Source organism: Microbacterium sp. ABRD28, from assembly GCF_003850245.1.
Classification (GTDB): domain Bacteria; phylum Actinomycetota; class Actinomycetes; order Actinomycetales; family Microbacteriaceae; genus Microbacterium.
This window is the reverse complement of record NZ_CP031015.1, coordinates 1,314,602-1,338,549: the sequence shown is the minus strand read 5'-3', so window position 1 is coordinate 1,338,549 and position 23,948 is coordinate 1,314,602. Positions and strand designations below refer to the sequence as shown.

Sequence of the window (23,948 nt, the reverse complement as noted above, 5' to 3'; positions counted from 1 at the left end):
TCCTTGACGCCGATGTCCGGGCGGCGCGGCGGTGCGCTGTTGAGAAGAGTCGGTATGTTCTATATTCGAACACGCCGTTCTACTATTGAACGGATCGTATACGACGAGTCGAGGATGCGGCAAGGACCGGTCCGGGAGGGGGGCAGTCGTGACGGATGCCGCGCCGAGCGCACCCGCATCGCAGACGCTCAGCCGTGGCATCCGGGTCCTCGAGACGCTCGCCGATGCCCGGGCGCCCCTGACGATCGACGAGGTCGCCGAACGACTCGAGGTGCACCGATCGGTCGCGTACCGCCTCGTACGCACGCTCGAGCAGCACGGACTCGTCGTGCGCGAGCGCAGCGGGCGACTGACGCTGGGTGCGCGGATGGCGGCCCTCGCCGCCGGTGTCGCCCACGATCTGCAGGCCGAGGCTCTCCCCGAACTCACGGGGGTCGCGAACGACCTCGGGATGACATGCTTCCTCGCCGTCCTCGACCATGAGGAGTGCGTCACGCTCGTCAGCGTCGAACCCCGCCACTCCGTCGCCGCCGTCGCGCAGCGGCCGGGCACCCGGCATCCGGTCGGCGTCGGCGCGCCGGGCAAGGCGATTCTCGCGCAACTCCCCGAACGTGCCTGGCCGAGCGTGCCCGCCCCGGTGGCCGCCGAGATACGGGAGGCTGCTGCGCGCGGCTTCGCCACGAGCCACGACGAGGTGCTGCCGAGCGTGCATGCCGTCGCCGTGCCGCTGACGCTGCGGTCCCGACCGCCCGCGACGATCGCCGTGGTTCACGTCGCCGGCGGAACAGAGCCCTTGGTCATCGCGGCGCGCCTGGCCCGCTCCGCCGAGGCCATCCGCGACGCCCTCGGCGGCTGAGGCTGTGGTCGGGGGCTGCGGAAGGCAGATCAGGCGCCGCGGAAGGTGGGACGCCGCTTCTGCTGGAACGCGGCGAAGCCCTCGCGGTAGTCGTCGGTGGCGCGCAGCGCCTCCTGACCGGCCGTCTCGGCGGCGACCACCGCCCACAGCCGCTCGTCGCGGAGCGAGCCGATGAGGCGCTTGGACCTCAGGAACGCCTGCGTCGGACCGGATGCCGCGGCCCGGGCCTTCTCACGGGTGAACGACAGCAGGTCGGCGTCGGGGACGGCGCGGCTGAACAGTCCCGCTGCGACGGCCTCGGTGCCGCCGAGCAGGTCGCCGGTGTAGATGAGGTCGAGCGCGCGATGAGCGCCGAGCCGATCGAACAGCAACGCGTGACCGCCGGAGTCCAGCAGAGCCCCGAGCTGGGCGAACGGCGAGCCGACCTTGGCCGCCTCGCCGACGTAGACGACGTCGGTGGCGATCACGAGGCCGAGCCCGACGCCGAGCGCCGCGCCCTGCACGGCAGCGAACGTGGGGGCGGGATGCCCCGCCATCCGTCGCATCAGCCGCTCGACGGCTCCGAGGTAGCCGGTGACGTCGTCGGTCTCGGGGTCGACGCCGGAGATGTCGCGGCCCGCGCAGAACACGCGGCCCTCGCCGCGCAGCACCAGTGCGCGGGCGCCCGCGTCGGCGGCGCGTCGGTAGGCGGCATCCAGGTTCGTCAGATCGTCCAGGGTGAGGGCGTTTCGTCGTTCGGGAGCGTCGAGGACGATCTCCGCGACGCCGTCGTCGAGGGTGAGGGTGATCACCTCTCATCCGTACCACACCGTCCGCGCGGTTGTGGGCGGTGCCCGCGCCCGCGAGAGTGGACGCATGAAGCGGGATGTGGGCGCGAACCTGGAGCTCGAGGTCACCGAGCCGTCGGAGCTGGTGTTCTCCATCGCCGTCGCCGCCGGGGTGCCGCGCGAGCGCGAGCAGCTGAGCGTCACGATCGATGGCGAGCCGATCGAGGCGGACGAACTCGAAGACGAGCACGGCACGCGGCTGCACCGGATCGTCACGCGTCCCGGCGCCCTCGTGGTCGACTACTCGGCGACGATCGTCGGCCGGGCCGAGCCCGCCACCGCGAGCGAGGCGGAGCTCGTGCGCTACCGGCGGCCGAGCCGCTACGCCGAGTCGGACGCCCTCTTCCCCACCGCCGCTGCCGAGTTCGCCGGGATCAGTGACCCGGCCGAGCTGCTCGCATCGGTGTCATCATGGGTCGGCACACGTCTGGCCTACGTCAGCGGATCGAGCCTGCCGACCGACGGCGCGATGCGCACGCTCCTTGCCCGACAGGGCGTCTGCCGCGACTTCGCCCACCTGACTGTTGCCCTGCTGCGTGCCCGGAACGTTCCGGCCCGGCTCGTCTCGGTGTACGCCCCGGGACTTCACCCGATGGACTTCCACGCCGTCGCCGAGGCTCACATCGACGGCGCCTGGTACGTCGTGGATGCGACGACCCTCGCGCCTCGCAGCACACTCGTGCGCATCGCCACCGGCCGGGACGCCGCCGACACCGCCTTCCTCACCACGATCTCCGGGGCCGTCGCGCTCGGCACCATGACGGTGACCGCCGTCGCCGACGTGCTGCCCGACGACGACCTGACCGAGCTCGTGCCCCTGCGCTGACCCGTGGCCCCCGCGAAGCGGGCGTGGCACGCTGGAGCCATGAAGACCTGGGTCGTGCGGTTCGTCTCGCTGCTGGTGTTCAACATCGCGGTGCTGCTGATGATCGGGTTCCTCACGCCCGCGCGCGTCGGGTGGGCGGCCCTGTGGGCGGGCATCGTGCTCACCGCGATCGTGATCTGGATCAAGCCGCTCCTCTCCCGATGGTTCGGCGGCATGGCGGCCCGCTCCGCCGACCGGCGGACCCGGGTGGGCGAGAAGGTCGCGGAGTTCCTCGTCGCCTTCGCGGTCGCCTTCCTCGTGTGGATCGCCACGGTGCTGCTGACCGGCGTGTCGATCGGGGGATGGTTCTGGGGGTGGTTCCTTCCTCCCGTGCTGCTCATGATCGGCTGGGCGATCTACGACGTCATCGACGATCGAGTCGAGGCGCACGCCGGCGCCCTGTACGACCGCGCCACCGGCGCGAGATCGGGGGGTGCCGCGGCGCCGGCGGGAGCGGATGCCACGGGCCCGCGCCCCGCGGTCGGTGACTCCCGCACCGCCGCGCAGGGGCGGAAGGAACTCCGCGACGGCCTGACCGAGGAACAGCGCCGCATGCTCGATGAGCTCTGACCCCGGCCTTCCCCGCGCGTGAAGAGCGTGTAACAAAGCGACGCGTGGCGGCGCAGCATCCGCTCTCTCGCAGGATGATGGAGGGGCGCATCCCGCGGCAGCACGCGGCGCGCGACATCCCGTATCTGGAGGCAGCCATGTCCCGCACCCGTCCCCGCCTGCACCTGGCCCTGGCCGGCATCGCCGTGGCCGCCCTCGCCCTCACCGGCTGCGCCACCGGTAGCGGCGATTCCGACGCCGACACCGGTTCCGACGCGTCGTCGGCTCCGGCCGACGAGGGGTACATCACCCCCGGCAAGCTCACGATCGCCACGGGCGAGCCGGCGTACTACCCGTACGTCATCGACGACGATCCGGCCTCGGGCGAGGGTTTCGAGGCGGCGGTCGCGTACGCCGTCGCCGAAGAGCTGGGCTTCGCCCCCGAGGATGTCGAGTGGGTGCGCACCACGTTCGAAGCCGCGATCGCGCCGGGGCCGAAGGACTTCGACATCAACATCCAGCAGTACTCCATCACCCCCGAACGCGCCGAGAACGTCGACTTCTCCTCGCCGTACTACGCCGCGAGCCAGGCGATCGTCGCGATCGAAGGCAACGAGGCCGCCGAGGGCGTCACCTCGCTCGCCGACACCAAGGGTCTGCTGCTGGGCGCCATGGTCGGGTCGACCAGTGCGCAGACGATCGAAGAGGTCGTCCAGCCCGACACCCCCGCGCAGCTCTACAACACCAACGAAGACGCCAAGGCCGCCCTCGAGGCCGGCCAGATCGACGGGCTCGTGCTCGACACGCCGACGGCGTACTACGCCACCGGCGTCTACATCGACAACTCGTTCATCGTGGGCGAGCTCCCCACCGCCGGCATCCCCGACGAGTGGGGCCTGGTGCTGGCCAAGGACTCGCCGCTGACCGAGCGCGTCACCGCCGCCGTCGACGCGCTGCGCGAGAACGGAACGCTCGAGGCCATCACCCAGGAGTGGCTGGGCGAAGGTGCCGGCGTCACGCTGCTGGAGTGAAGCCCGGCCCGGAGCGGTCGGCTAGCGTCGAAGGGTGAGCGCCGACATCCATCAGCCGAGCGCGCTCGAGCTGGAGCGTCGCGCCTACCGCGCGCGCCAGTCGACCCGGTCGGTGCTGATCGCCGTCATCTCCACCGTCGTCTTCGCGGTGGCGGTCTGGCTCACCGTGGTCAACACCCCCGGGTGGGAGTCGGTCCAGCGATCGTTCTTCGACCCCGAGACCGCCATCGCCTCTCTCCCGCGCGTGTGGGAGGGGTTCCTGCTCAACCTGCAGGTGCTGGGACTCTCGGTGATCACCGTCGCGATCGGCGCGACCGTCATCGCGCTGCTTCGCACCCTGCGCGGCGCGGTGTTCTTCCCGCTCCGGGCGCTCGCGGCCGGCTACACCGACGTCTTCCGGGGCATCCCGCTGATCATCGTGCTCTACCTCGTGGGGTTCGGGATCCCGGGGCTCGTGAACGAGCGCATCCCCCCGGTCATCCTGGGTACCGCGGCGATCACGATCACCTATTCGGCGTACGTGAGCGAGGTGATCCGCGCCGGCATCGAGGCCGTGCACCCCTCGCAGCGCCTGGCCGCACGGGCGATGGGCCTCGGCTATGCCCAGTCGCTTCGCCTCGTGGTGATGCCGCAGGCGCTCCGCAAGATGACGCCCCCGCTCATGAACGACTTCGTCGCGATGCAGAAGGACGTGGGGCTCGTCTCGGTCATCGGCGCCGTCGATGCGGTTCGGGCCGCGCAGATCGAGACATCGCTGGCGTACAACTTCACCCCGTACATCGTCGCGGCGGTGCTGTTCGTGCTGCTGGCGATCCCCACCATCCGCCTCGCGGACTGGTGGACGGCACGGCTGCAGCGACGCGAGCAGATGGGATCGATCCTGTGACGGCGCTCCTGCAGGCAGACGGCATCTGGAAGTCGTTCGGAGACCGCTCGGTGCTGCGCGGCGTGGGGCTCGACCTCTCGGCGCACGAGGTGGTCGCCGTCATCGGGGCAAGCGGGTCGGGCAAGTCGACGCTGCTGCGCTGCCTGAATCTTCTCGAGACGATCGACGACGGCGTCATCCGGCTGGGTGGCGATGACATCTCCGACCCCCGCGTCGACGGCAACCGGGTGCGCGCGCGGTTCGGCGCGGTCTTCCAGCATTACAACCTCTTCCCCCACCTGTCGGTCATCGACAACGTCACCCTCGCCGCGCGGAAAGTGCACCGGATGCCGCGGCGCGACGCCGAAGCGAAGGCGATGGCTCTCCTCGAGCGCATCGGGTTGGCCGACAAGGCGCGCGAGCATCCCGACCGGCTGTCGGGCGGTCAGCAGCAGCGCGCGGCGATCGTGCGCGCCGTCGTGACCGACCCCGAGGTGCTCTTCCTCGACGAGATCACCTCGGCGCTCGACCCCGAGCTCGTCGGAGAGGTGCTCGAGCTGGTGCAGTCCCTCGCCGAGGAGGGGGCGACCATCCTCATGGCGACCCACGAGATGGCGTTCGCCCGCGATGTCGCTCACCGCGTGCTGTTCCTCGACGAGGGACGGGTGGTCGAGGAGGGGCCGCCGGATGAGGTCCTCGTCGCGCCCCGCGAGGAGCGGACGCGACGGTTCCTCTCGCGCTTCACGACCTGATCAGCCCTGGTGCGAGCCACGCCGGCCGCGCGTCAGACCGGCTCAGTGGTCCGGATGACGCCGCAGTTCACACAGGACCACGCCACGAGGAAGCGCTCGTCGTCGAGGATCTCGTACCGCAACCGGTCGCCGCAGGTCGGGCAGCGGGGCAGATCGGGGGTCACGCCGGGAGCCCGTCGCCGAAGAGGTTCCCCTGCCGCTCGAGCGACGTGATCTCGAAGCGCGTGCGGGCGACGAGCGGATAGTCCACGCTCAGCCTCGTGAGGATCACCCGGACCTGCGCCTCCACCCACGGTTGGGCCTCCAGCGCAACGCGCTCGATCTCGGTGCGCGTCCGCAGCCACACCACCGGCGTGCCATCCGGACCGGGGAGCCAGTGCGCGTCGACCACTCCCCAGGCCCCCGTCGACACGACGAGGGGCATGAGCGCCCGGTCGATCGCGCGGCGCGCGGTGTCGTCCATCCCCCTACGCTAATCCGGCTCCACAGGCCGGGGACGATGAGGAGGGGCGGATGCCGCGGCTCAGGCCTCCAGCGAGCGCTCGGCGGCCTCCACGACGTTCGTCATGAGGAGCGCGACGGTCATCGGGCCGACTCCGCCGGGGTTCGGCGACAGCCAGCCGGCGACCTCCGCGACATCGGGATGCACGTCGCCGTACACGCGCTGAGCGCCGGTCTCGGGGTCGTCCTCGCGGGTCACCCCGACGTCGAGCACGGCGGCGCCGGGCTTGACGTCCTCCGCTCGCACGAGGTGCTTGACCCCCGCGGCGGCGACGATGACGTCGGCCTGGCGGAGGAAGGACGGGATGTCGGGGGTGCCGGTGTGGGTGAGGGTGACCGTGGCGTTGATCTCGCGGCGGGTCAGGAGCAAGCCGATCGACCGCCCGATCGTCACGCCGCGGCCGACGACGACGACGTGCTTGCCCTTCAGGTCGTAGCCGTTTCGCAGCAGGAGCTCGATCACACCCCGCGGAGTGCAGGGCAGGGGCGTCGTGATCGGCGCGTTGACGTTGAGAACCAGACGGCCGAGGTTGGTCGGGTGGAGCCCGTCGGCATCTTTCGCCGGGTCGATCCGCTCGAGGATCCGGTCGGTGTCGAGGTGCTTCGGCAGCGGCAGCTGAACGATGTAGCCGTGGCATTCCGGATCGGCGTTCAACTCGTCGATGAGGGCCTCGACATCCTCCTGCGTGGCATCCGCCGGCAGCTCACGCTGGATCGAGTTCATCCCGATGCCCACCGACTGCTTGTGCTTCATGCCCACGTACAGCTGCGAGGCGGGGTCGGCGCCGACGAGCACCGTCGCGATGCCCGGGGTGACGCCCCGTGCTGTGAGCGCGGCGACCCGTTCGGTCAACTCCGCGCGGATCGCCGCGGCGGCGGCCTTGCCGTCGAGCTTCTGAGCCGTCATGTCGTCTCTCCTTCTGCGTCCCTGCGGCGAGAGTGCATCTGCGCGCCGAGAGTGCGGGGTGCGCCCGCATCCTCGGCGTCCAGATGCATTCTCGCGGGAAGGCGCGGGGCGCCGGGGGGCGGGTGCCCGGTGAGTGGGATTCCGCGGAGCGGGCCGCGGGTTACTGCGTGAGGCCGGGGTACAGCGGGAACGCATCGGCGAGGGCGGCGACCCGCGCGCGGAGCGCCTCGACGTCGGCACCCGGCTGGAGCGCGAGGGCGATGATGTCGGCCACCTCGGTGAACTCGGCGTCACCGAACCCGCGCGTGGCGAGCGCGGGGGTGCCGATCCGCAGGCCCGAGGTCACCATCGGCGGACGCGGGTCGTTCGGCACGGCATTGCGGTTGACGGTGATCCGGATGTCGTGGAGAAGGTCCTCGGCCTGCTTGCCGTCGATCGCGGCATCGCGCAGGTCGACGAGCACGAGGTGCACGTCGGTGCCCCCCGAGCGCACCGCCACGCCGGCGGCGGCGACATCGGGCTGCATGAGCCGGTCGGCCAGGATCTTCGCGCCGCGGAGCGTCCGCTCCTGACGCTCTCGGAACTCCGGCGTCGCCGCCAGTTTGAACGCGGTCGCCTTCGCGGCGATGACGTGCATGAGAGGCCCGCCCTGCTGACCCGGGAAGACGGCGGTGTTGATCTTCTTGGCCAGGTCGGGATCGTCGGTGAGGATGATGCCCGAGCGCGGACCGCCGATGGTCTTGTGAACGGTGGAAGACACGACGTGGGCGTGCGGGAAGGGCGAGGGGTGCACACCGGCGGCCACGAGGCCGGCGAAGTGGGCCATGTCGACCCACAGGTAGGCGCCCACCTCATCGGCGATCTCGCGGAACCGGGCGAAGTCCAGCTGACGGGGGTAGGCCGACCAGCCCGCGATGATGACCTTGGGCTTGTGCTCCACGGCGAGGCGCCGCACCTCGTCCATGTCGATCAGGGAGGTCTCGGGGTCGACGCCGTAGGCGACGATGTCGAACAGCCGACCGGAGAAGTTGATCTTCATCCCGTGTGTGAGGTGACCGCCCTGGTCGAGCGCGAGACCGAGCAGTGTGTCACCGGGGCGGGCGATCGCGTGCAGCACGGCGGCGTTCGCCGTGGCACCCGAGTGCGGCTGGACGTTGGCGAACCCGGCGCCGAACAGCGCCTTCGCGCGCTCGATGGCGAGCTCCTCAGCGATGTCGACGACCTCGCAGCCGCCGTAGTAGCGGCGACCGGGGTACCCCTCGGCGTACTTGTTGGTCAGCACCGAGCCCTGGGACTGCAGCACCGAGACGGGCACGAAGTTCTCGGACGCGATCATCTCGAGGAAGCCCCGCTGGCGGTCGAGCTCGCGCTCGAGCACGTCGGCGATCTCAGGGTCGACCTCGGAGAGAGGGGCGTTGAAGATCGGATCGGACACGACGGTCTCCTTCCACAGCGGCGGATCGGACATCGGCCCAGGCGTGCGGTCGGATGCTTTGCGGTCGGACGGATGACTCCCGGTCGCTCCCCGGTGGTGTCCCACCTCAACGCCAGTCGCGACACCCCGAGCATAGTGGATCGCGAACGGTAGGCTGATCGGACCGCTTTTTGTAAAGGATCCTTACATGACGGCGATTCCGGCCCTCGTCCCCCTTCCGCGCTCCGTGGTCGCCATCGAGGGCGCCCCGTTCGTCCTGACCGCGCAGACCCCCCTGATCGCTGATCCGGATGCGGCGGCCGCGGCCCGCCGCATCCTTACCGCCGCCACCGCGCAGGCCCTCGCTCTGCCCTTCGACGGCTCCGCTTCCTCCCTCGCGCTCACCCTCTCGCAGCGGTCCGACATCGGGCCGCTCAGCGCGTACCGGCTCGTCGCCGCCGACACCGGCGTGGAGATCTCCGCCGCCGACGCCGCCGGGCTCGCCGCCGGCCTTCACACCCTTGCGCAGCTGCTCACCCCCGTCTCCGAGGGATGGCTCGTGCCCGCCATCCGCATCGACGACGCTCCCCGCTTCGCCTATCGCGGGCTCATGCTCGATGTCGCGCGCCACTTCTTCCCGGTGGCCGACGTCTGCGCCGTCATCGACCGGGCCGCGAGCCTGAAGCTCACGCACCTGCACCTCCACCTCACCGACGACCAGGGGTGGCGTCTGCAGCTGCGTGCGCACCCGGCCCTCACCGCGGCGGCGTCGGGCTCGGAGATCGGCGGCGGTCCGGGAGGTTTCTACACGCGGGAGGACTACCAGGAGATCGTCGCGTACGCCGCCGCCCGCCACCTCACCGTGGTCCCCGAGATCGATCTGCCGGGGCATACGCACGCCGTCGGCCTCGCCTACCCGCATCTCGCAGCCGACCCCGTCGTCACCCCCGAGCTCGCCGCTGAAGCCGGCACCCGCGGCGAGGCCCTCCCCGCTGCAGGGGCGCCGTACACCGGGCTCGGCGTGGGGTTCTCCTCGCTCCGCCTCGATGACGAGGCGACGTTCGACTTCGTCGCCGATGTGCTCGGGGAGCTCGCCCACCTCACGCCGGGTCCGTACCTGCACCTGGGGGGCGACGAGGCGTTCGGCACCGCCCCCGACCAGTACGACTCCTTCCTCTCGCGCGTCACGCAGCTCGTCGCCGATCTGGGCAAGGTGCCGCTGACCTGGCACGACGCGGGGCGCGCCGACGTCGCCCCCGAGACCGTCGGGCAGTACTGGGGCCTGACGACCCCCGACGCCGAGAGCGCCGACGCGGCGCGCGCCTTCGTGCGCCGCGCGAGCGGCGTCATCCTCTCCCCCGCCGACGCGGTCTACCTCGACATGAAGTACGACGGCGACACCCCCCGCGGCCTCACCTGGGCGAACGGCCCCACGAGTGTCCGGCGGGCCTACGAGTGGGATCCGGCCTCGATCATCGACGGGATCGCCGACGACGACATCGTCGGCGTCGAGGCGGCCGTGTGGACCGAGACCATCGACGACCTCGCGGGCCTGGACACCATGATGTTCCCGCGCCTGGCCGCGGCAGCCGAGGCGGCGTGGTCGGCACCGCTCGGCTCCACCCCCGAGCGCTCGTGGGAATCGTTCCGCCGCCGTGTCGGCGGACTCGGCCCGCTCTGGCGGCGACAGGGGATCGCGTTCCACCCCGACGGCGGGATCACCTGGTCGGAAGACTGACCCCGTTCCGTCATCCGCCGAGGCGGGGCGCGCGCTCCTCCCATGTCAGCGGCGCCGTGTGCAGCATCCGGTAGGTGTACGACGAGTCCCATCCGTGGAACACCAGCCACGATTCTCCGTCCGGACCCGTGACGACGTCCTGCCCGCCGGGGCCGCGCACTTCCTCGTCGAGCGACGCCGTCGAGATCCAGGGCCCGTCCGCCTTCTCCCAGGGTCCCGCGAGATCGTCGGCGACGGCATACCCCATCGCGTACTCGTCGCCCCCGTACGAATTGGCGGAATAGAGCAGGGTGAAGCCGCCTTCGTCATGGGCGACGACGGTCGGCGCCTCGATGAGGTCGCCCTCCCACGCCTGGTCCTGTTTGAGCATCCTCACCGGTTCACCGGCGAGGGCGAGTCCATCGGAGGTGAGCGGAGCCGTCTGTATCCACGTGTCGACACCGACGGCGTTCCCGTCGTTCTTCCACACCAGGTGCCACTCGTCATCGATCTCGACCGTCGTCGCATCGATCGCTCCGCCCTCCTCCGGTGGGCAGACGAGCATCTCGTCGCCCTGAACGGTGAAGGGTCCGAGAGGATCGTCGGCGACGGCGACCCCGATGCACTGGAAGGTCGGCTGGAAATTCGTCGCCGTGAAGTACATGACGTATCGGCCCGGCGAGATCTCGGTGACCTCCGGCGCCCAGGTCTTGCCCGGGATGATCCACGACGGCAGGTCGGGCAGCGCGTCGTCCTCCAACTCCCAGGAGCGGAGGTCGTCGGAGGTCGCGACCGGCACATTCCTCCTGTTCCCGTCCGACGAGTACGCGACGTATCCGCCGTCCACCTGCAGGACGTCGGGATCGGCGAAGTTCTCCCGCAGCACCGGCGTGAGGTCCGGCCCGCCGGCACACCCGCTCGCTGTGACGGTGAGGAGGAGGAAGAGGGCCGAGCCCAGGATGACGCGGCGCGGCGTCATCCTTTGATTCCCGACTGGGACACGCCCTCGACGATGAAGCGCTGCAACGCCACGAAGAGCAGCACGACGGGGGCGCTGGCGATGACCGCACCCGCCATCAGCAGGTCGTATCGCACCGCGTTGGCCGACTGGAGGGTCGACAGACCCGCGGGGAGCGTCTGCACGTCAGGGCTGAAGAGCACATACACCGGCCAGAGGAAGTCATTCCAGTTCGTCAGGAGCGCCAGAAGTCCCAACGTGGCGAGAGCGGGCTTGGCCAACGGCAGCACCACGCTGACGAAGGTGCGCAATCTGTTCGCGCCGTCCAGACGCGCAGCCTCCTCGAGTTCCACCGGGATGGAGAGGAAGAACTGCCTCATCAGGAAGACCCCGAAAGCGCCGGCAGCGGTCGGCACGATGACCGCCACGAGGGAGTTCAGCCAGCCCAGCTCGCTGACGATCAGGTAGTTCGGGATGACGAGGATGACGGGCGGCACGAGGAGCGTGGCGATGATCGCGCCGAAGACGAGATTCTTACCCCGGAACTGCATGCGCGCCAAGGGGTACGCGGCCAGCGACGCCGTGATCACGACGAGGACCGAGTTCGCCACCGCCGCGGTGACGCTGTTGAGGAACCAGGTGAAGACCGGCGTGGATGCCGATCCGAGAATCGTCTGGTACGCCTGGAGGGTCCACTCCTCGGGGATCCAGCTCGGGGGGACACTCGTGGCATCCGCGCGCGTCTTGAACGAGGTCATCAGCATGAACACCAGCGGGCTGATGAACACCAGCGCGATTCCGACGAGCGCGACCAGCCGCAGACTGCCGCGCACCCGCTGACCGGCGCTCGCCTTCCGACGCTTCGGGATGGCCTCCGAGGCTGTCGGCGAAGCGGCTTGCGCGCCCCGGGGCGCGGATCGGACGGTGGTCATTTGCGCGCTCCCTTGCGCTCACGGAACAGCCAGAACACCGCGACGCTCAACCCGATGAGGAAGAGGGTCAGGATGTAGCTCATCGCCGCCGCATCCCCCATCTGGAAATTGCGCAGCCCCGTTTCGGCGATCTGGTAGATCGCGGTCCGCGTCTCGCGCCCTGGTCCGCCCTGGGTCATCAGGTAGGACTGGCCGAACATGTTCGCAGAAGCGATGAGTGTGTTGATGGTGACGAAGGTCAGGATGGGTCGAAGACCCGGAAGGGTCACGTTGCGGAACTGCTGCCAGCGACCGGCGCCATCCATCCGCGCCGCCTCGTAGAGCTCGGCGGGGATGTCTTGGAGAGCGGCGAGGTAGATGATGGCGTTGAACCCGAGGGTCCACCACACCGTGACGCCGACGAGGGCGACCCAGGCTGCCGGGGTGGAGGTCAGCCAGGCGGTGTCATCGGGAAGACCGAGAACACCGAGGTAGTAGTTGACGAGCCCGATGTTGTTGTCGAGCAGGTACCGCCAGAGCACGGCCACGACCGCGACACCCAGGACGTAGGGGGCGAAGTACACGGCGCGGAAGAAATTGCGCCCCGGGAACTTCGCATTCATCAGCAGCGCCACCAGCAGGGGGATGACGAGCAGGAAGGGCACGCTCGCGACGGTGAAGATCGCCGTGGCCTGCATCGCCTGCCAGAAGATCCCCGACGTGGTCGATCCGGGCGTGAACAGGTCGACGTAGTTGTCGAGCCCCACGAAGGGTTTCAGAGGAAGCGTGTAGTCCCACTGGTGGAGGCTCATCCAGAGGCCGAGGACCACCGGGATGACGACGAACCCCGTGAACAGCAGGAGGTAGGGCGCGAGGAACAACCACGGCGTGGCGCGACCGTGATCACGCAGCCGCCGCGCGGGCGCACTCGCTGTGGCGAGTGCGCCCGCGCCGGAGGGAGAGGTCGTCTGGCTCATTGCCCGAACGTGGCCAGGTTCTCTTCCATGAGCTGCGTGGCGCGGCCCTGCGCCTCCTCGAGCACGCTGGCCGGCTCACCAGCGCCGAGGACACCGTCGGCGACGGCGACCTCCAGCGTCTCGGTGGTCACCGTTCCGATGCCGGGTGCCGTGGGCGTGAAGCGCATGCTGTCCAAGGCCTCGGCGATCGGAGCCTGCGGCATGCCGTCCAGCGCCCCGCTGTCGAGGACCGACTGTCGGGCGGGGATCATGGCCGCGCCGGCCCAGTCCTCGGAGTGCTCGCTCATCCAGGCGATGAAGACCTTCGCGGCGTTCATGCGATTCTCGTCGTCCTGACGGGGCAGGAAGAACTGGTGCGATGACGCCCACGTGGACTCCTGCCCACCGATGTTCGGAATCGGGGCGCCGGCGTAGGGCAGCCCCGACTCTTCGAGATCGTTGAACTGCCAGATACCGTCCCAGGTGATGGACGTCTCACCGTTCTTGAAGGCGACGTACTGCGCATCGATGGCGACGTCCTCGGGACTGTACCCCTCGTCGACGATCCCGCGCATCCACTCCAGCGCCTGCACGCCGGACTCATCGGCGAAGGTCGCCTCCGACCCGTCCTGCGCGTACGGCTCACCACCGAACTGCCAGTCGAGGGTCATGAACATGAGGTGTCCGGGCCACCGGGCGGGCATCCAGAACGGCGTCTCGTACCCGGCCGCCTGCAGAGCGTCCAGCGCCGCCATGAACGACGCCTCGTCGGTCGGCGCCTCGGTGATGCCCGCGGCCGCGAAGTGCTCGGTGTTGTAGTACATCGCAAGGGAGTGGACATCGAGCGGGATGCCGTAGCGCTGGCCGTCGTATTCACCGGCTTCCCACACCGTCTCGGTGAAGTCGTCGGCGCTGAGCCCGAGCTCGTCGACCATGTCGTCGAGGGGAAGGATGACCTGCCGCGCCGCGTTCGAACCGAGCTGATCGAAGTGCATCACCCCGACGTCGGGGCCTTCCCCGGCCGTGACGGCGGCGGGGAGTCGCTGGTAGAAGTCGGCCCACTGCATCGTGTTGGACTCGACCGTGATGTTGTCGTGCTCCTCGTTGAACTGGTCGACCATCTGCTGCATGAACGGTCCGTCCCCGCCGGTGAAGCCGTTCCAGAACGACAGAGTCACCTCCGGTCCGTCGTACTCGCCGGTGAACTCCCCGCCCGTCGACGGAGCGCCGCCGCCGCAGGCACTGAGTACCAGCGCGGTCGCCAGTGTCGCGGAGGCGGCGAGCACTGCCCGTCCTCGTCCCCGTCGATGTGACCTTGTCATGAAGTCCTCCTCGTTGAAAACGCATCGCGCGGCCCAGCTGTGACAGCCGCGATGAGGGACACTGTACAGCGCTGTAAATTTTTCCGCCAGACCGCGCTCGGAAGGTCGAACCCTAGGATGGCGACGAAGGGAGGCCCGATGCGGCGAGTTCGTCTGATCGATGTGGCCGAACGTGCCGGGGTGTCCATGAAGACGGTCTCGAACGTCATCCATGACTACCCGCATGTCGCGCCGGCACTCCGCGCCCGCGTGCAGGCGGCCATCGACGAGCTGGGCTATCGACCGAACCTGACCGCTCGCCGGCTGGCCACCGGGCGCACCGGCATGATCGCTCTCGCGATACCCGAGATCGACCACCCCTACTTCTCGGAGCTCTCACGCCGGATCGCGGAGGAGGCGACCACGCTGGGCTATCGGGTCATCTTCGAGCAGACTCTGAGCGACGCCTCGGCGGAGCGCGCGGTCCTCCACGACCGCGAAGCGGGCCTGGTCGACGGGGTGATCTTCCATCCCGTGCAGATGGGCACGATGGAGATCGCTCGCCTGGCGCCCGACGTCCCCCTGGTCCTTCTCGGCGAGGCCGCGATGCCGGTCACCACCGACCACGTCATGATCGACAACGTCGCCGCCGCCGCCGACGGAGTGGCCCTCCTGCTCGGGGCCGGTCGCCGACGGATCGCCTTCCTCGGCACGGTCCGCGACGACATCACCGGCTCGACCGGCCAGAGGTTACTCGGTTATCAGGATCGACTCATCGCCACGGGGATCACCCCCAGCCCCGACCTGATCCTTCCGGTCGACGGATTCTCGATCGAGGACAGCCGCGACGCCCTGCTTCGCGCGATCGATCGCGGCGTCGAGTTCGACGCCGTGCTCTGCCGAGACGACAAGTTCGCGATCGGCGCTCTCAAGGCCCTTGCGACGGCCGGTCGCGCCGTTCCCGCCGATGTCGCCGTCCTCGGGTGGGACGACACCCATCTGGCAAGCTACAGCTCGCCCGCTCTGACCTCGATCGCTCCGGACAAGCGGGCCCTGGCGCGAACGGCGCTGGAGCTTCTGCTCGAGCGGATCGAGGGATACAAGGGCGTCGGTCGCCATCGCATCGTCCCGCACGCCATCTCTGTTCGCGAGACGACGCCCTCCTAGACGCTCAGCTTTACAGCGCTGGAAACCTGGGCCATGATGACCTCATGGCCGAAGATGTCTTCTCCCGACCGAGCCGCCAAGACGGCACGCACCCGCGACCGCAGCTCCTGCGCCCGGTGTGGCACAGCCTTGACGGAGTCTGGGGGTTCGAGTACGACGACAGCGACGTCGGCCTGACCGAGGGCTGGAGCGAGCCGAACCGTCCGCCGGCGCGGACGATCATGGTTCCGTACCCCCCGGAATCCGCCCTGTCCGGAGTCGGCGACACCGGACACCACCCGGTGGTGTGGTACCGCCGCCGTGTCACGGAAGAGGATCTCGCCGCCGCGGAATGGGACGAGGGCGGCCGACTTCTCATCCACTTCGGTGCTGTCGATTACCGAGCTTCGGTCTGGGCCGACGGGCGTCTGCTCGGGGTCCACGAGGGGGGCCACACACCGTTCACCCTCGATGCCACCGCGGCCGCACGGCGAGGCTCGTTCGAGATCGTGGTGCGCGCTGAAGATGATCCCGACGACCTCGAGCAGCCTCGCGGCAAGCAGGATTGGCTCCCCGACCCGCATGTGATCTGGTACCACCGGACGACGGGGATCTGGCAGACGGTGTGGCTCGAGACCGTTCCCTCCCTGTACCTGACGGGCCTGGCTTGGGAGACCGACGTGGCGGCAGGCACCGTCACCGCCGACATCGAACTGAGCGGCCGTCCTTCCGGCGGCGTCGACGTCGAGGTCGAACTCACCTACGAGGGCACGGCGCTCGCGCGAGTCGGCGCCTCGGTCAGCGAGCCGCGGTCGCGCATCGTCCTCCCCCTGCCGCCGCTGACCAACGGACAGGGCTACGAGGACCTCCTCTGGACGCCCGACCATCCCCGCCTCGTCGACGCCCGCGTGACGGTCCGCACAACGACCGGTGCGACCGACACGGTGGCCTCCTACTTCGGAATGCGCACTGTCGGGGTCGACGGCGCTCACTTCCTCCTCAACGATCGCCCGAGCCCCATCGTGGCGGTGCTCGCGCAGGGGTACTGGCCGCAGTCCCACCTGGCCGCTCCGAGCGTCGACGCGCTCCGCGAGGAGGTGCAGCTCATCAAGGATCTCGGCTTCACCACCGCTCGGGTCCATCAGAAGATCGAAGACCCGCGGTTCCTGTACTGGGCGGATCGACTGGGGCTGATGGTGTGGGAGGAGCTGCCGAGCGCCTATCGCTTCTCGGCGACATCCGTCTCTCGATTGAGCAGGGAATGGACGGAGGCGATCGCGCGTGATCGTTCGCACCCATCCGTGGTCGCCTGGGTGCCCGTGAACGAGAGCTGGGGCGTCCAACAGGTCGCCCACGACCCGCGTCAGCGTGACTTCGTGCGTGCTCTCTTCCACCTCACGAAGGCGCTGGACGGCACGCGCCCGGTGATCTCGAACGATGGATGGGAGCACACCGATTCCTCGCTCCTGACCGTTCACGACTACCAGAACGACCCCGAGATCCTCTCGGCGTCCTACCGGGATGACGACGCGATGAGGGCGACGATCGCCGGTATCGGGCCGGCGGGGCGCCGCATGACTCTCCTCGCCGAGAACGAAGCGCCGCTGCTGTCTTCGGCGCCCGTCGTGGTCAGCGAGTTCGGCGGCGTCACCTACGCGCCGGATGCACAGATCGAGACGTGGGGATACGCCGTCGCCGAGTCGCCCGACGAGTTCGAACGTCGCCTGCGCGGGGTGTTCGGTGCGCTTCAGGCGAGCAGGGTCCTGGGCGGGTACTGCTACACCCAGCTCACGGACACGCTCCAGGAGGCCAACGGTCTCGTGGACGAGAACCGGGTGCCGAAACTGGCGACCGAAGTCATCCGCGCGATCGTCAGGGGGGAGTCCTGACGGTCTCGTCCACGCCCCCGCGTGCAGGACGCGCGGCAACAGGCGGCAGGTAAACTGGCCCGCGTGTCAGAGACGCCGAACGTCGCACCGCAGCAGCCGCACGCGCCGGCAGAGGGGCGCCCCGCCGGCACCCGTGCACCACTGTCGGGAATCGACATCCTCGCCTTCGTCTGCGAGCTGTTCGCCTTCGTCTCGCTGGCTTTCTGGGGCTTCGTCGCCTGGCCCCTCCCCTGGAACATCGTCGCCGGTATCGGCGCGCCGGTGATCGCGATCCTCATCTGGGCGCTGTTCGTCTCGCCCCGCGCCGTGTTCGCGGTGCACCCGTTCGTGCGGGCCTTCGTCGAGCTGCTCGTCTACGCCGCCGCCGTCCTGGCCTGGTGGGACCTCGGCGCGGTCTGGGTGGGCGTCGTCTTCGGCGTCATCGCCGTCACCGCCGGGGTGTTCGCCGGCCGGCGGCAGCTGTCGTCGTGACCGCCGACGCCCGCGCGGTGCTCGCCACGCTCCGCGCGGCGCTGGGCGATCGCGTGGATGACTCCGACGCCGCCCGCGAGGCGGCGCGCGCCGACAAGTCCGGTCACGCCGCTGCCGGCCCGCCCCTCGCCGTCGTCCACGCGCGCGACGTCTCCGATGTGCAGACGACCCTCCGCATCGCGAGCGAGACCGCGACCCCCGTCGTCACCCAGGGGGCGCGCACCGGCCTCGCCGGCGGCGCGAACGCCGGCGCGGGTGAGATCGCCCTCTCGGTCCGCGGGATGGATCGCGTGCTCGAGGTGCGCGGCGACGACCTGATCGCGGTCGTCGAACCCGGCATCCTCAACGCCGATCTGAATGCCGCCCTCGCTCCGCACGGACTGTGGTGGGCTCCCGACCCGGCGAGCAGGGCCATCTCGACCGTGGGCGGCAACATCGCCACCGGTGCCGGCGGCCTCCTGTGCGCGAAGTACGGCGTCGTCCGCGACGCGGTGCTCGGCCTCGATGTCGTCCTCGCCGACGGGCGCCTGCTCTCCCTCGGGCACCGCACCGTCAAGGGCGTCACGGGCCTCGACCTCACCTCGCTCTTCATCGGCTCGGAGGGGACCCTCGGCGTCATCGTCGGCGCCACCCTGAAGCTCCGCCGCCTCACCGCCGGTGAGGTCTGCACGATCGCAGCGACCTTCCCCACCGTGCGCGCCGCTGCCGGCGGTGCCGCGGCGGTGACCGCGGCGGGCATCCAGCCGGCGATCATGGAGCTGATGGATGCCGCGTCCCTCGCCGCCGTCCACGCGCTGCTGGACCTCCCGCACCCCACGCCCGGCGCCTCGCAGCTGACCATCCAGACCGACGGCGCCGCCGCACGCGCCGAGGCCGAGCAGATCGCCGCGATCCTCGACGCCGCGGGCGGTACGGTCGCGCTCTCGCACGACCCGGAGGAGGGCGAGCGGCTGCTGGCGATCCGCCGGTCGATGCATCCCGCGATGGAGAGCCTCGACACCACGCTCATCGAAGACGTCTCGGTGCCCCGCAGCGCCCTCCCGGCGATGTTCGACAAGATCGCGCGCATCGAGCGCGAGTACGACATGACCATCCCCACCGTCGCCCACGCCGGCGACGGGAACCTCCACCCGAACTTCATCTACCGGGGACCGGGCGAGGTTCCCGCCGAGGTGTGGGCGGCCGCCGACGAGCTCTTCCGCGCGGCGCTGCGGCTCGGCGGCACGCTCACCGGCGAACACGGTGTGGGCGTTCTGAAGCGCCGCTGGCTCGCCGACGAGCTCGGCGATGACCAGTGGCGGCTCCAGCGCGAGATCGCCCGCGTCTTCGACCCGCAGGGGATCCTCAACCCCGGCAAAGTGTTCGCGTGAACCCGCCGTCGATCCGTGTCAGCGCGGGGCTGGTGACGGATGCCGCGGGCCGCGCGCTCCTCGTCCGCAAGACCGGCACGCGGCTGTTCATGAACCCCGGCGGTAAGCCCGAGCCGGGCGAGACCCCCGCCGAGACGCTCGTGCGCGAGCTCCAGGAGGAACTCGGCCTCGCGGTCACGGCCGCGTCGCTGCATCCGCTCGGGGTCTTCCGCACCGCCGCCGCCAACGAACCGGGCCACGACGTCGTCGCCGACGCGTTCCGACTTCAGATCGATCCCGCCGACGCGGCGCCCCGGGCCGAGATCGCCGAGGCCCGGTGGATCACGACGGAGGATGCCGCACGGACTCCGCTCGCTCCCCTGTGCGTCGTGCTGCTGCCTCTCGTGTGGGGCGCGGACTACAGGCCCTGACCGTCGGGCTTGTTGTCCCAAGCGTAGCGGTAGTAGTCGGCCAGGCGCAGCTGAGACGCCGCCGCCTCGTCGACGACGACGGTGGCATGAGGATGCAGCTGGATCGCCGACGCCGGAAGCGAGGCGGTGAGCGGGCCCTCGACGGCCCCGGCGACCGCCGCGGCCTTGCCCTCACCGAAGGCAAGGAGCACGAGGTGTCGCGCGCGCAGGATCGTGCCGAGCCCCTGCGTGATGCAGTGCCGCGGCACGTCGTCGAGGCTCGGGAAGAAGCGGGCGTTGTCGCGGCGGGTCTGGGCGGTGAGCGTCTTCACCCGCGTCCGCGATGCGAACGACGACCCCGGCTCGTTGAACCCGAGGTGGCCATCGGTGCCGATGCCGAGGATCTGGAGGTCGACGCCGCCGGCGTCGTCGATCGCCCGCTCGTACTCCTCGCCCGACACGGTGATCCGCTCCAGGTCACCGTCCGGCACGTGGACGAGCGCCGGGTCGAGGCCGAGCGGTTCGACGACCTCACGGCGGATGACCGAGGCGTAGCTCTCGGGGTGGTCGGGCGCGATTCCGACGTATTCGTCGAGGGCGAAGCCCCGGATGCCGGAGAGGTCGATCCCGGCGGTCTGCTCCCGCAGGGCCCGGTAGACGGGAAGGGGCGTCGACCCGGTGGCGAGTCCCAGCACAGTCCGGGGGTTCTCACCGATGAGACGGACGATCTCGGCGGCGACGAGGGCGCCGGCGGCGTCAGGGCTGTCGACGATGACGATCTCAGCCAACGGTCAGCACCTCCTCGCCCCGCTCGGCGCCGAGAAGGGCTGCACCGAGCGCCGCGGCCGGCGATCCGGTGGGAAGAAGCTCGATCCGCTCGTCCAGATGCAGCGACCGGAGGAACGGCGAGGTCTCGCCGCTCCGCCGCAGCGCCGCGCGCACCGGCGCGACGAGCCGGTCGCCGAGGGCCGTGAGCCCGCCGCCGAGCATCACGACGTCCACGTCGGCGGTGAGGACGAGCACCCGCACCGCTGCGGCCACTCCGCGCACGAGGTCGTCGCGAAGCTCGCGCGCCCGCTCACGGACAGCGCTGTCGGGTCGCTCTTCGTCGACGCAGTCGAACACGTCGGCGACGGGGAGCGCCGCGGGCCTCTCCCACCGCGCGGCGATGGCGCGACCGCCGGCGAGCGCCTCGATGCATCCGCGTTGACCGCAACCACACCGGGGTCCGGCGGGGTCGACGCTCAGGTGTCCGATCTCACCGGCCGCACCGCGCGACCCACGCCAGAGGTCCCCGCCGATGACGAGCCCCGCGGCCACCCCGGTGCCGAGGTTCAGGTACGCAAGGCCCGACTCCGCAGTCCCGGAGGCCCCAGGCGACGCGGAGCGGCGGAGGACGGCAGCGCCGAGCGCGGCGGCCTTGACGTCATTCTCGACGTCGACGGGGACCGCGAGAGCGGCGCCGACCACGGCGGCGACGTCGAGGGAGCGCACGCCGAGGTTCACCGCGTGGGAGATGACCCCCGAGCCGGGGACGATCTGTCCCGGCATCCCGATCCCGACCGATGTCGCGAGCCCGCCGGCGTGCGTACCCACCTCCTCGACCGCGGCGAGGATCGAGGCGATGACACCATCGGGGCCGAAAGCCGTGGGGCGGCGCACGCGTGCGACGACCGACCCCTCGTCATCCAGCGCCACCGCTTCGGTCTTGGTGCCGCCGACGTCCAATCCGACCCGCATCAGCCCTTCACCGCCCCGGAGACCAGGCCCGACGTCATCCGGCTCTGCACGATGAGGAAGAACACCATTCCGGGATTCGCCTCGGCGAGGGCGGTCGCCGAGGCGATGTAATCGTCGAGTGTCGCGGGTGCCTCGGTGACGAGCGCCGGATCGGCGAACACCACGCGGGCGCCGGAGTACAGCGGCGGCGCGTAGAACGCCCCGTCGTACGAGCCGGCTTCGACGAATCCGGGCAGCAGGTCGTCACCGCCGAGGGCCTCGAACTCGTCGCTGAGGTCGAGGAGGGCGCCGACCGAGGTGAAGGCGGGCGCCTGGGTGTTTCCGAACTCCACGATGTCGGGGCTGTCGGAGCTGGACAGGCTGGTGGTGAGCTTGTCGACCAGCCCCTCCCAGCTCTGCTCCTCGATCACGAGGGTGGAGCCGGGGTTATCCGCCTCGAACGTCTCGACGAGGTAGTCGCGGGCCTCCTGCGGCGTGTCGGCGCCGACCAGCCACACGCGGATCTCCGCGCCCTCGTCCGAGCCTGCCGAGCCCGTGCCGCCGGCGCAGCCGGCCAGCACCACGGCGCCGACCCCGAGCAGGGCGGCGCTCACGAGCGTCTTCTTCATAGCGTTCCTTCTTCTGGGTGGGGTCGGAGAACCGACCGGGTGTGCGGGGAGAGGAAGTGGAAGGGCATCAGGAGACCCCGAGCTGACCGGAGAGCACCATGACGGCGGCGCCGCGCAGGACGATGTCCTGACCGTGCAAGGTCATGCGGATGCGCACCCCCTCGTGGAAGGGGGCGAGGGTGCGGGCGCGGAGGGTGTCGAGGGTGGCGGCCGCGAGGGGCCCCTCGAGGAGCTCGGGAGGGCCGGAGAGCACGATCTCGGACAGATCGAGGGTGGCGACCACCGGAGCGAGTGCGATCCCGAGCCTCTCCCCCGCGTCGCGGAGCACGCCCTCGCGGGCGGCGTCGTCGGATGCCGCGGCGAGACGCGCGGCGAGCGAGGGGACCGAGAGCCACGCCTCGAGGCATCCGATCTTCCCGCACGCGCACTGCGGGCCGCCGTCGGTGCCGACGGTGACGTGGCCGATCTCGCCGGCGGCGAAGCGCGAGCCGCGGAGGGGGCTGCCACCGGTGAGAAGTCCCGCGCCGACACCGCGGCCGACCTTGATGAGCATCACATCGTCGGCGGCGCCACCGAGGGTGTACTCGGCGAGGACGGCGGCGTTGGCGTCGTTGGCCACGAGGACCGGCAGCTGCAGGGCGTCGGTGAGTGCGCGTTCCAGGTCGAAACCCACCCAGCCGAAGTTCGGCGCAGCGAGGATCACGCCGTGCTCGTCGACGACACCGGGGGTTCCCACCCCGACGCCGAGGACGGGAGCGTGGGCATCGGCGACGAGCGACCGCGCCAGAGCCACCGCCGTGTCCACCACATCCGCGGCCGCCTCGGGAACCGCCACCTCGTGCCGGGCGACGATCTCCCCGTCCAAGGTGAGCACCGCACCGATGAAGGTCTCGCTCCCGGAGAGGTCCAAGCCGACGATGCGGTGACCCGCACGGTCGAGGTCGACGAGGATCGCGGGCTTTCCGGGGCCGGCGCTCTCGCGGGTGCCGAATTCGGCGAGGAATCCGTCGGCGATCAATTCCGCCACGAGGTCGGAGATGGTCACGCGCGTCAGCCGGGTCTCCCGAGCCAGGTCGGCCCGGCTCATCGCCCCGCCGTGGAAGAGCGTCTGCAGCACCAGGGCACGGTTGTGTCGACGCGCCTGCTCGGGCAGCACCTTCGCGGTCTGGCGGCGCCCGCGCGACGGCAGGCTCTGCGCCGGGAAGGCGGTGTCGCCGAGGGAGGTGCGGGATGCGTCGACCGGAGTCATGTTTGTTAGTACACCTTACGAACTAAGTCCGTGGCAAGGGGTAACGGGTATTTGCTCGGAGTCTTTACGAATTGGTGATCAACGCCATTGACCTAGGGTGGAGGTCGACGAAGGAGGTCGCCATGCGATCCACAGCCGCCATCGGCACCCTCAGCCTGCTCGCCGTCCTGGCCCTCGCCGGGTGCACGGGTTCGCCCGCCGCCTCCCCTTCGGAGGACTCGGCGGCCTCGCAGGGCACAACCGACGAAGGATCCTCCGACACCTCAGGCGACGGCGGTCAGTCGACGCAGGATGCGTGCCTGCTCATCTCCGACAGCATCACCGAGGCGACCACCGAGTTCCAGGAGGCTTCGGCCGAAGACCCCGGAGCCGTCGCCGAGGCCGCCCGCGCCGCCGCCGACAGCCTGGCTTCCGCCGCCTCGCAGGTGACGAACGACGAGATCGCCGCCCTCCTGCCCGAGCTTCAGGACATGTTCACCCAGACCGCCGAGGTGATGGACTCCGTCGCCAGCGGCGACCTCACCCAGATCGAGGATGCCGCCGCGATCGGCGAGTCGTTCCAGGTGACGGTGACGAAGTTCCAGGAGCTCTGCGCGCCCTGACGGGCCGCACCCCGGGTCGTGATAAGACCGTTGCCCTCGCCGGTGACAGCGTCGTTTAGCATGTAACGACGACA

At 70.3% G+C, this 23,948-nt stretch carries 26 protein-coding genes and 1 riboswitch; of the genes, 13 read left to right on the top strand and 13 right to left on the bottom strand.

What is annotated here, in order from left to right; genetic code table 11:
• Nucleotides 1–148: 148 nt before the first annotated feature.
• On the top strand, nt 149–856 hold the full coding sequence (locus tag DT073_RS06530; protein WP_124292659.1) for an IclR family transcriptional regulator: 708 nt from the start codon (nt 149–151) through the stop codon (nt 854–856).
• Nucleotides 857–885: 29 nt separating this feature from the next.
• Here DT073_RS06530 and DT073_RS06525 read toward each other — a convergent pair whose 3' ends face one another.
• The gene (locus DT073_RS06525; protein WP_124292658.1) at nt 886–1,647 is read right to left on the bottom strand and encodes an enoyl-CoA hydratase/isomerase family protein; all 762 of its coding nucleotides are present in this window, start codon (nt 1,645–1,647) and stop codon (nt 886–888) included.
• Nucleotides 1,648–1,711: 64 nt separating this feature from the next.
• Between DT073_RS06525 and DT073_RS06520 the strand changes: the two genes are divergently transcribed.
• The 5 genes from DT073_RS06520 to DT073_RS06500 are packed head-to-tail and all read left to right on the top strand — an operon-like array spanning nt 1,712 to nt 5,745.
• Entirely contained in the window at nt 1,712–2,509 is a 798-nt protein-coding gene (locus DT073_RS06520) for a transglutaminase-like domain-containing protein (protein WP_124292657.1), read from the top strand.
• 39 nt (nt 2,510–2,548) lie between these two features.
• Entirely contained in the window at nt 2,549–3,118 is a 570-nt protein-coding gene (locus DT073_RS06515) for a hypothetical protein (RefSeq protein ID WP_124292656.1), read from the top strand.
• Between the two features lie 44 nt (nt 3,119–3,162).
• A complete protein-coding gene (locus DT073_RS06510) occupies nt 3,163–4,128 on the top strand; it encodes an ABC transporter substrate-binding protein (RefSeq protein ID WP_353681950.1) in 966 nt (321 codons plus the stop codon).
• 34 nt (nt 4,129–4,162) lie between these two features.
• Entirely contained in the window at nt 4,163–5,014 is an 852-nt protein-coding gene (locus DT073_RS06505) for an amino acid ABC transporter permease (RefSeq protein ID WP_240638791.1), read from the top strand.
• Nucleotides 5,011–5,745 (top strand): amino acid ABC transporter ATP-binding protein, encoded by a 735-nt coding sequence (locus DT073_RS06500; RefSeq protein ID WP_124292655.1) that lies wholly within the window; start codon nt 5,011–5,013, stop codon nt 5,743–5,745. Before DT073_RS06505 ends, DT073_RS06500 begins: the two co-directional genes overlap by 4 nt.
• Before the next feature lie 32 nt (nt 5,746–5,777).
• Here the strand turns inward: DT073_RS06500 and DT073_RS16150 are convergent, their stop codons facing one another.
• From DT073_RS16150 to glyA, 4 genes are all read right to left on the bottom strand, one after another.
• Entirely contained in the window at nt 5,778–5,909 is a 132-nt protein-coding gene (locus DT073_RS16150; RefSeq protein ID WP_276310448.1) for a hypothetical protein, read from the bottom strand.
• The gene (locus DT073_RS06495) at nt 5,906–6,208 is read right to left on the bottom strand and encodes a hypothetical protein (RefSeq protein ID WP_124292654.1); all 303 of its coding nucleotides are present in this window, start codon (nt 6,206–6,208) and stop codon (nt 5,906–5,908) included. Before DT073_RS06495 ends, DT073_RS16150 begins: the two co-directional genes overlap by 4 nt.
• A 60-nt stretch (nt 6,209–6,268) precedes the next feature.
• Nucleotides 6,269–7,153 (bottom strand): bifunctional methylenetetrahydrofolate dehydrogenase/methenyltetrahydrofolate cyclohydrolase, encoded by an 885-nt coding sequence (locus DT073_RS06490; RefSeq protein ID WP_124292653.1) that lies wholly within the window; start codon nt 7,151–7,153, stop codon nt 6,269–6,271.
• A 160-nt stretch (nt 7,154–7,313) separates the two neighbouring features.
• Complete coding sequence (gene glyA / locus DT073_RS06485) at nt 7,314–8,588, bottom strand: serine hydroxymethyltransferase (protein WP_124292652.1); 1,275 nt, start codon at nt 8,586–8,588, stop codon at nt 7,314–7,316.
• A gap of 28 nt (nt 8,589–8,616) precedes the next feature.
• Nucleotides 8,617–8,718: riboswitch (ZMP/ZTP riboswitch) on the bottom strand.
• 57 nt (nt 8,719–8,775) lie between these two features.
• Between glyA and DT073_RS06480 the strand changes: the two genes are divergently transcribed.
• Nucleotides 8,776–10,305: a family 20 glycosylhydrolase gene (locus DT073_RS06480; protein ID WP_124292651.1), complete on the top strand. Its 1,530-nt coding sequence runs from the start codon at nt 8,776–8,778 to the stop codon at nt 10,303–10,305.
• A gap of 10 nt (nt 10,306–10,315) precedes the next feature.
• Here the strand turns inward: DT073_RS06480 and DT073_RS06475 are convergent, their stop codons facing one another.
• The 4 genes from DT073_RS06475 to DT073_RS06460 are packed head-to-tail and all read right to left on the bottom strand — an operon-like array spanning nt 10,316 to nt 14,395.
• On the bottom strand, nt 10,316–11,263 hold the full coding sequence (locus DT073_RS06475) for a glycoside hydrolase family 43 protein (RefSeq protein ID WP_124292650.1): 948 nt from the start codon (nt 11,261–11,263) through the stop codon (nt 10,316–10,318).
• Entirely contained in the window at nt 11,260–12,174 is a 915-nt protein-coding gene (locus tag DT073_RS06470; RefSeq protein ID WP_124292649.1) for a carbohydrate ABC transporter permease, read from the bottom strand. The genes DT073_RS06475 and DT073_RS06470 overlap by 4 nt, the downstream gene beginning before the upstream one ends.
• Nucleotides 12,171–13,130, bottom strand: a complete 960-nt coding sequence (locus DT073_RS06465) for a carbohydrate ABC transporter permease (RefSeq protein WP_124292648.1) — start codon at nt 13,128–13,130, stop codon at nt 12,171–12,173. The genes DT073_RS06470 and DT073_RS06465 overlap by 4 nt, the downstream gene beginning before the upstream one ends.
• Nucleotides 13,127–14,395 carry an ABC transporter substrate-binding protein gene (locus DT073_RS06460; RefSeq protein ID WP_164478158.1) on the bottom strand — a complete coding sequence of 423 codons (1,269 nt, stop codon included), beginning with the start codon at nt 14,393–14,395 and terminating at the stop codon, nt 13,127–13,129. The genes DT073_RS06465 and DT073_RS06460 overlap by 4 nt, the downstream gene beginning before the upstream one ends.
• A gap of 174 nt (nt 14,396–14,569) precedes the next feature.
• On the opposite strand from DT073_RS06460, the gene DT073_RS06455 reads away from it, so the two are divergent.
• The 5 genes from DT073_RS06455 (at nt 14,570) to DT073_RS06435 (ending at nt 19,696) form a co-directional block, all read left to right on the top strand.
• On the top strand, nt 14,570–15,577 hold the full coding sequence (locus DT073_RS06455; RefSeq protein WP_124292646.1) for a LacI family DNA-binding transcriptional regulator: 1,008 nt from the start codon (nt 14,570–14,572) through the stop codon (nt 15,575–15,577).
• 44 nt (nt 15,578–15,621) lie between these two features.
• Nucleotides 15,622–17,445 (top strand): glycoside hydrolase family 2 protein, encoded by a 1,824-nt coding sequence (locus tag DT073_RS06450; protein ID WP_124292645.1) that lies wholly within the window; start codon nt 15,622–15,624, stop codon nt 17,443–17,445.
• A gap of 63 nt (nt 17,446–17,508) precedes the next feature.
• On the top strand, nt 17,509–17,916 hold the full coding sequence (locus DT073_RS06445) for a YrdB family protein (RefSeq protein WP_124292644.1): 408 nt from the start codon (nt 17,509–17,511) through the stop codon (nt 17,914–17,916).
• Nucleotides 17,913–19,286, top strand: a complete 1,374-nt coding sequence (locus DT073_RS06440) for an FAD-binding oxidoreductase (RefSeq protein ID WP_124292643.1) — start codon at nt 17,913–17,915, stop codon at nt 19,284–19,286. Before DT073_RS06445 ends, DT073_RS06440 begins: the two co-directional genes overlap by 4 nt.
• Nucleotides 19,283–19,696, top strand: a complete 414-nt coding sequence (locus tag DT073_RS06435) for an NUDIX hydrolase (protein ID WP_124292642.1) — start codon at nt 19,283–19,285, stop codon at nt 19,694–19,696. The genes DT073_RS06440 and DT073_RS06435 overlap by 4 nt, the downstream gene beginning before the upstream one ends.
• On the opposite strand, the gene DT073_RS06430 is transcribed toward DT073_RS06435, so the two are convergent.
• The 4 genes from DT073_RS06430 to DT073_RS06415 form a co-directional block, all read right to left on the bottom strand.
• A complete protein-coding gene (locus tag DT073_RS06430) occupies nt 19,684–20,463 on the bottom strand; it encodes a glucosamine-6-phosphate deaminase (RefSeq protein ID WP_124292641.1) in 780 nt (259 codons plus the stop codon). The two genes, DT073_RS06435 and DT073_RS06430, sit on opposite strands and share 13 nt — an antisense overlap.
• Nucleotides 20,456–21,415, bottom strand: coding sequence for an ROK family protein (locus DT073_RS06425; RefSeq protein ID WP_124292640.1), 960 nt, complete (start codon nt 21,413–21,415; stop codon nt 20,456–20,458). Before DT073_RS06425 ends, DT073_RS06430 begins: the two co-directional genes overlap by 8 nt.
• Nucleotides 21,415–22,023, bottom strand: a complete 609-nt coding sequence (locus DT073_RS06420) for an extracellular solute-binding protein (protein ID WP_240638790.1) — start codon at nt 22,021–22,023, stop codon at nt 21,415–21,417. The genes DT073_RS06425 and DT073_RS06420 overlap by 1 nt, the downstream gene beginning before the upstream one ends.
• 67 nt (nt 22,024–22,090) lie before the next feature.
• The gene (locus tag DT073_RS06415) at nt 22,091–23,272 is read right to left on the bottom strand and encodes an ROK family transcriptional regulator (protein ID WP_124292639.1); all 1,182 of its coding nucleotides are present in this window, start codon (nt 23,270–23,272) and stop codon (nt 22,091–22,093) included.
• A gap of 122 nt (nt 23,273–23,394) precedes the next feature.
• On the opposite strand from DT073_RS06415, the gene DT073_RS06410 reads away from it, so the two are divergent.
• A complete protein-coding gene (locus tag DT073_RS06410; RefSeq protein ID WP_124292638.1) occupies nt 23,395–23,874 on the top strand; it encodes a hypothetical protein in 480 nt (159 codons plus the stop codon).
• Nucleotides 23,875–23,948: the final 74 nt, after the last annotated feature.

Bases quoted from the DNA above. Each gene is read 5' to 3' on its own strand.
- DT073_RS06495 (WP_124292654.1), bottom strand. From the start codon at position 6,208: ATGGACGACACCGCGCGCCGCGCGATCGACCGGGCGCTCATGCCCCTC.
- DT073_RS06410 (WP_124292638.1), top strand. From the start codon at position 23,395: ATGCGATCCACAGCCGCCATCGGCACCCTCAGCCTGCTCGCCGTCCTG.
- DT073_RS06420 (WP_240638790.1), bottom strand. From the start codon at position 22,023: ATGAAGAAGACGCTCGTGAGCGCCGCCCTGCTCGGGGTCGGCGCCGTG.
- DT073_RS06520 (WP_124292657.1), top strand. From the start codon at position 1,712: ATGAAGCGGGATGTGGGCGCGAACCTGGAGCTCGAGGTCACCGAGCCG.
- DT073_RS06415 (WP_124292639.1), bottom strand. From the start codon at position 23,272: ATGACTCCGGTCGACGCATCCCGCACCTCCCTCGGCGACACCGCCTTC.
- DT073_RS06515 (WP_124292656.1), top strand. From the start codon at position 2,549: ATGAAGACCTGGGTCGTGCGGTTCGTCTCGCTGCTGGTGTTCAACATC.
- DT073_RS06470 (WP_124292649.1), bottom strand. From the start codon at position 12,174: ATGACCACCGTCCGATCCGCGCCCCGGGGCGCGCAAGCCGCTTCGCCG.
- DT073_RS06455 (WP_124292646.1), top strand. From the start codon at position 14,570: ATGCGGCGAGTTCGTCTGATCGATGTGGCCGAACGTGCCGGGGTGTCC.
- DT073_RS06425 (WP_124292640.1), bottom strand. From the start codon at position 21,415: ATGCGGGTCGGATTGGACGTCGGCGGCACCAAGACCGAAGCGGTGGCG.
- DT073_RS06490 (WP_124292653.1), bottom strand. From the start codon at position 7,153: ATGACGGCTCAGAAGCTCGACGGCAAGGCCGCCGCCGCGGCGATCCGC.
- DT073_RS06480 (WP_124292651.1), top strand. From the start codon at position 8,776: ATGACGGCGATTCCGGCCCTCGTCCCCCTTCCGCGCTCCGTGGTCGCC.
- DT073_RS06465 (WP_124292648.1), bottom strand. From the start codon at position 13,130: ATGAGCCAGACGACCTCTCCCTCCGGCGCGGGCGCACTCGCCACAGCG.
- DT073_RS06450 (WP_124292645.1), top strand. From the start codon at position 15,622: ATGGCCGAAGATGTCTTCTCCCGACCGAGCCGCCAAGACGGCACGCAC.
- DT073_RS06475 (WP_124292650.1), bottom strand. From the start codon at position 11,263: ATGACGCCGCGCCGCGTCATCCTGGGCTCGGCCCTCTTCCTCCTCCTC.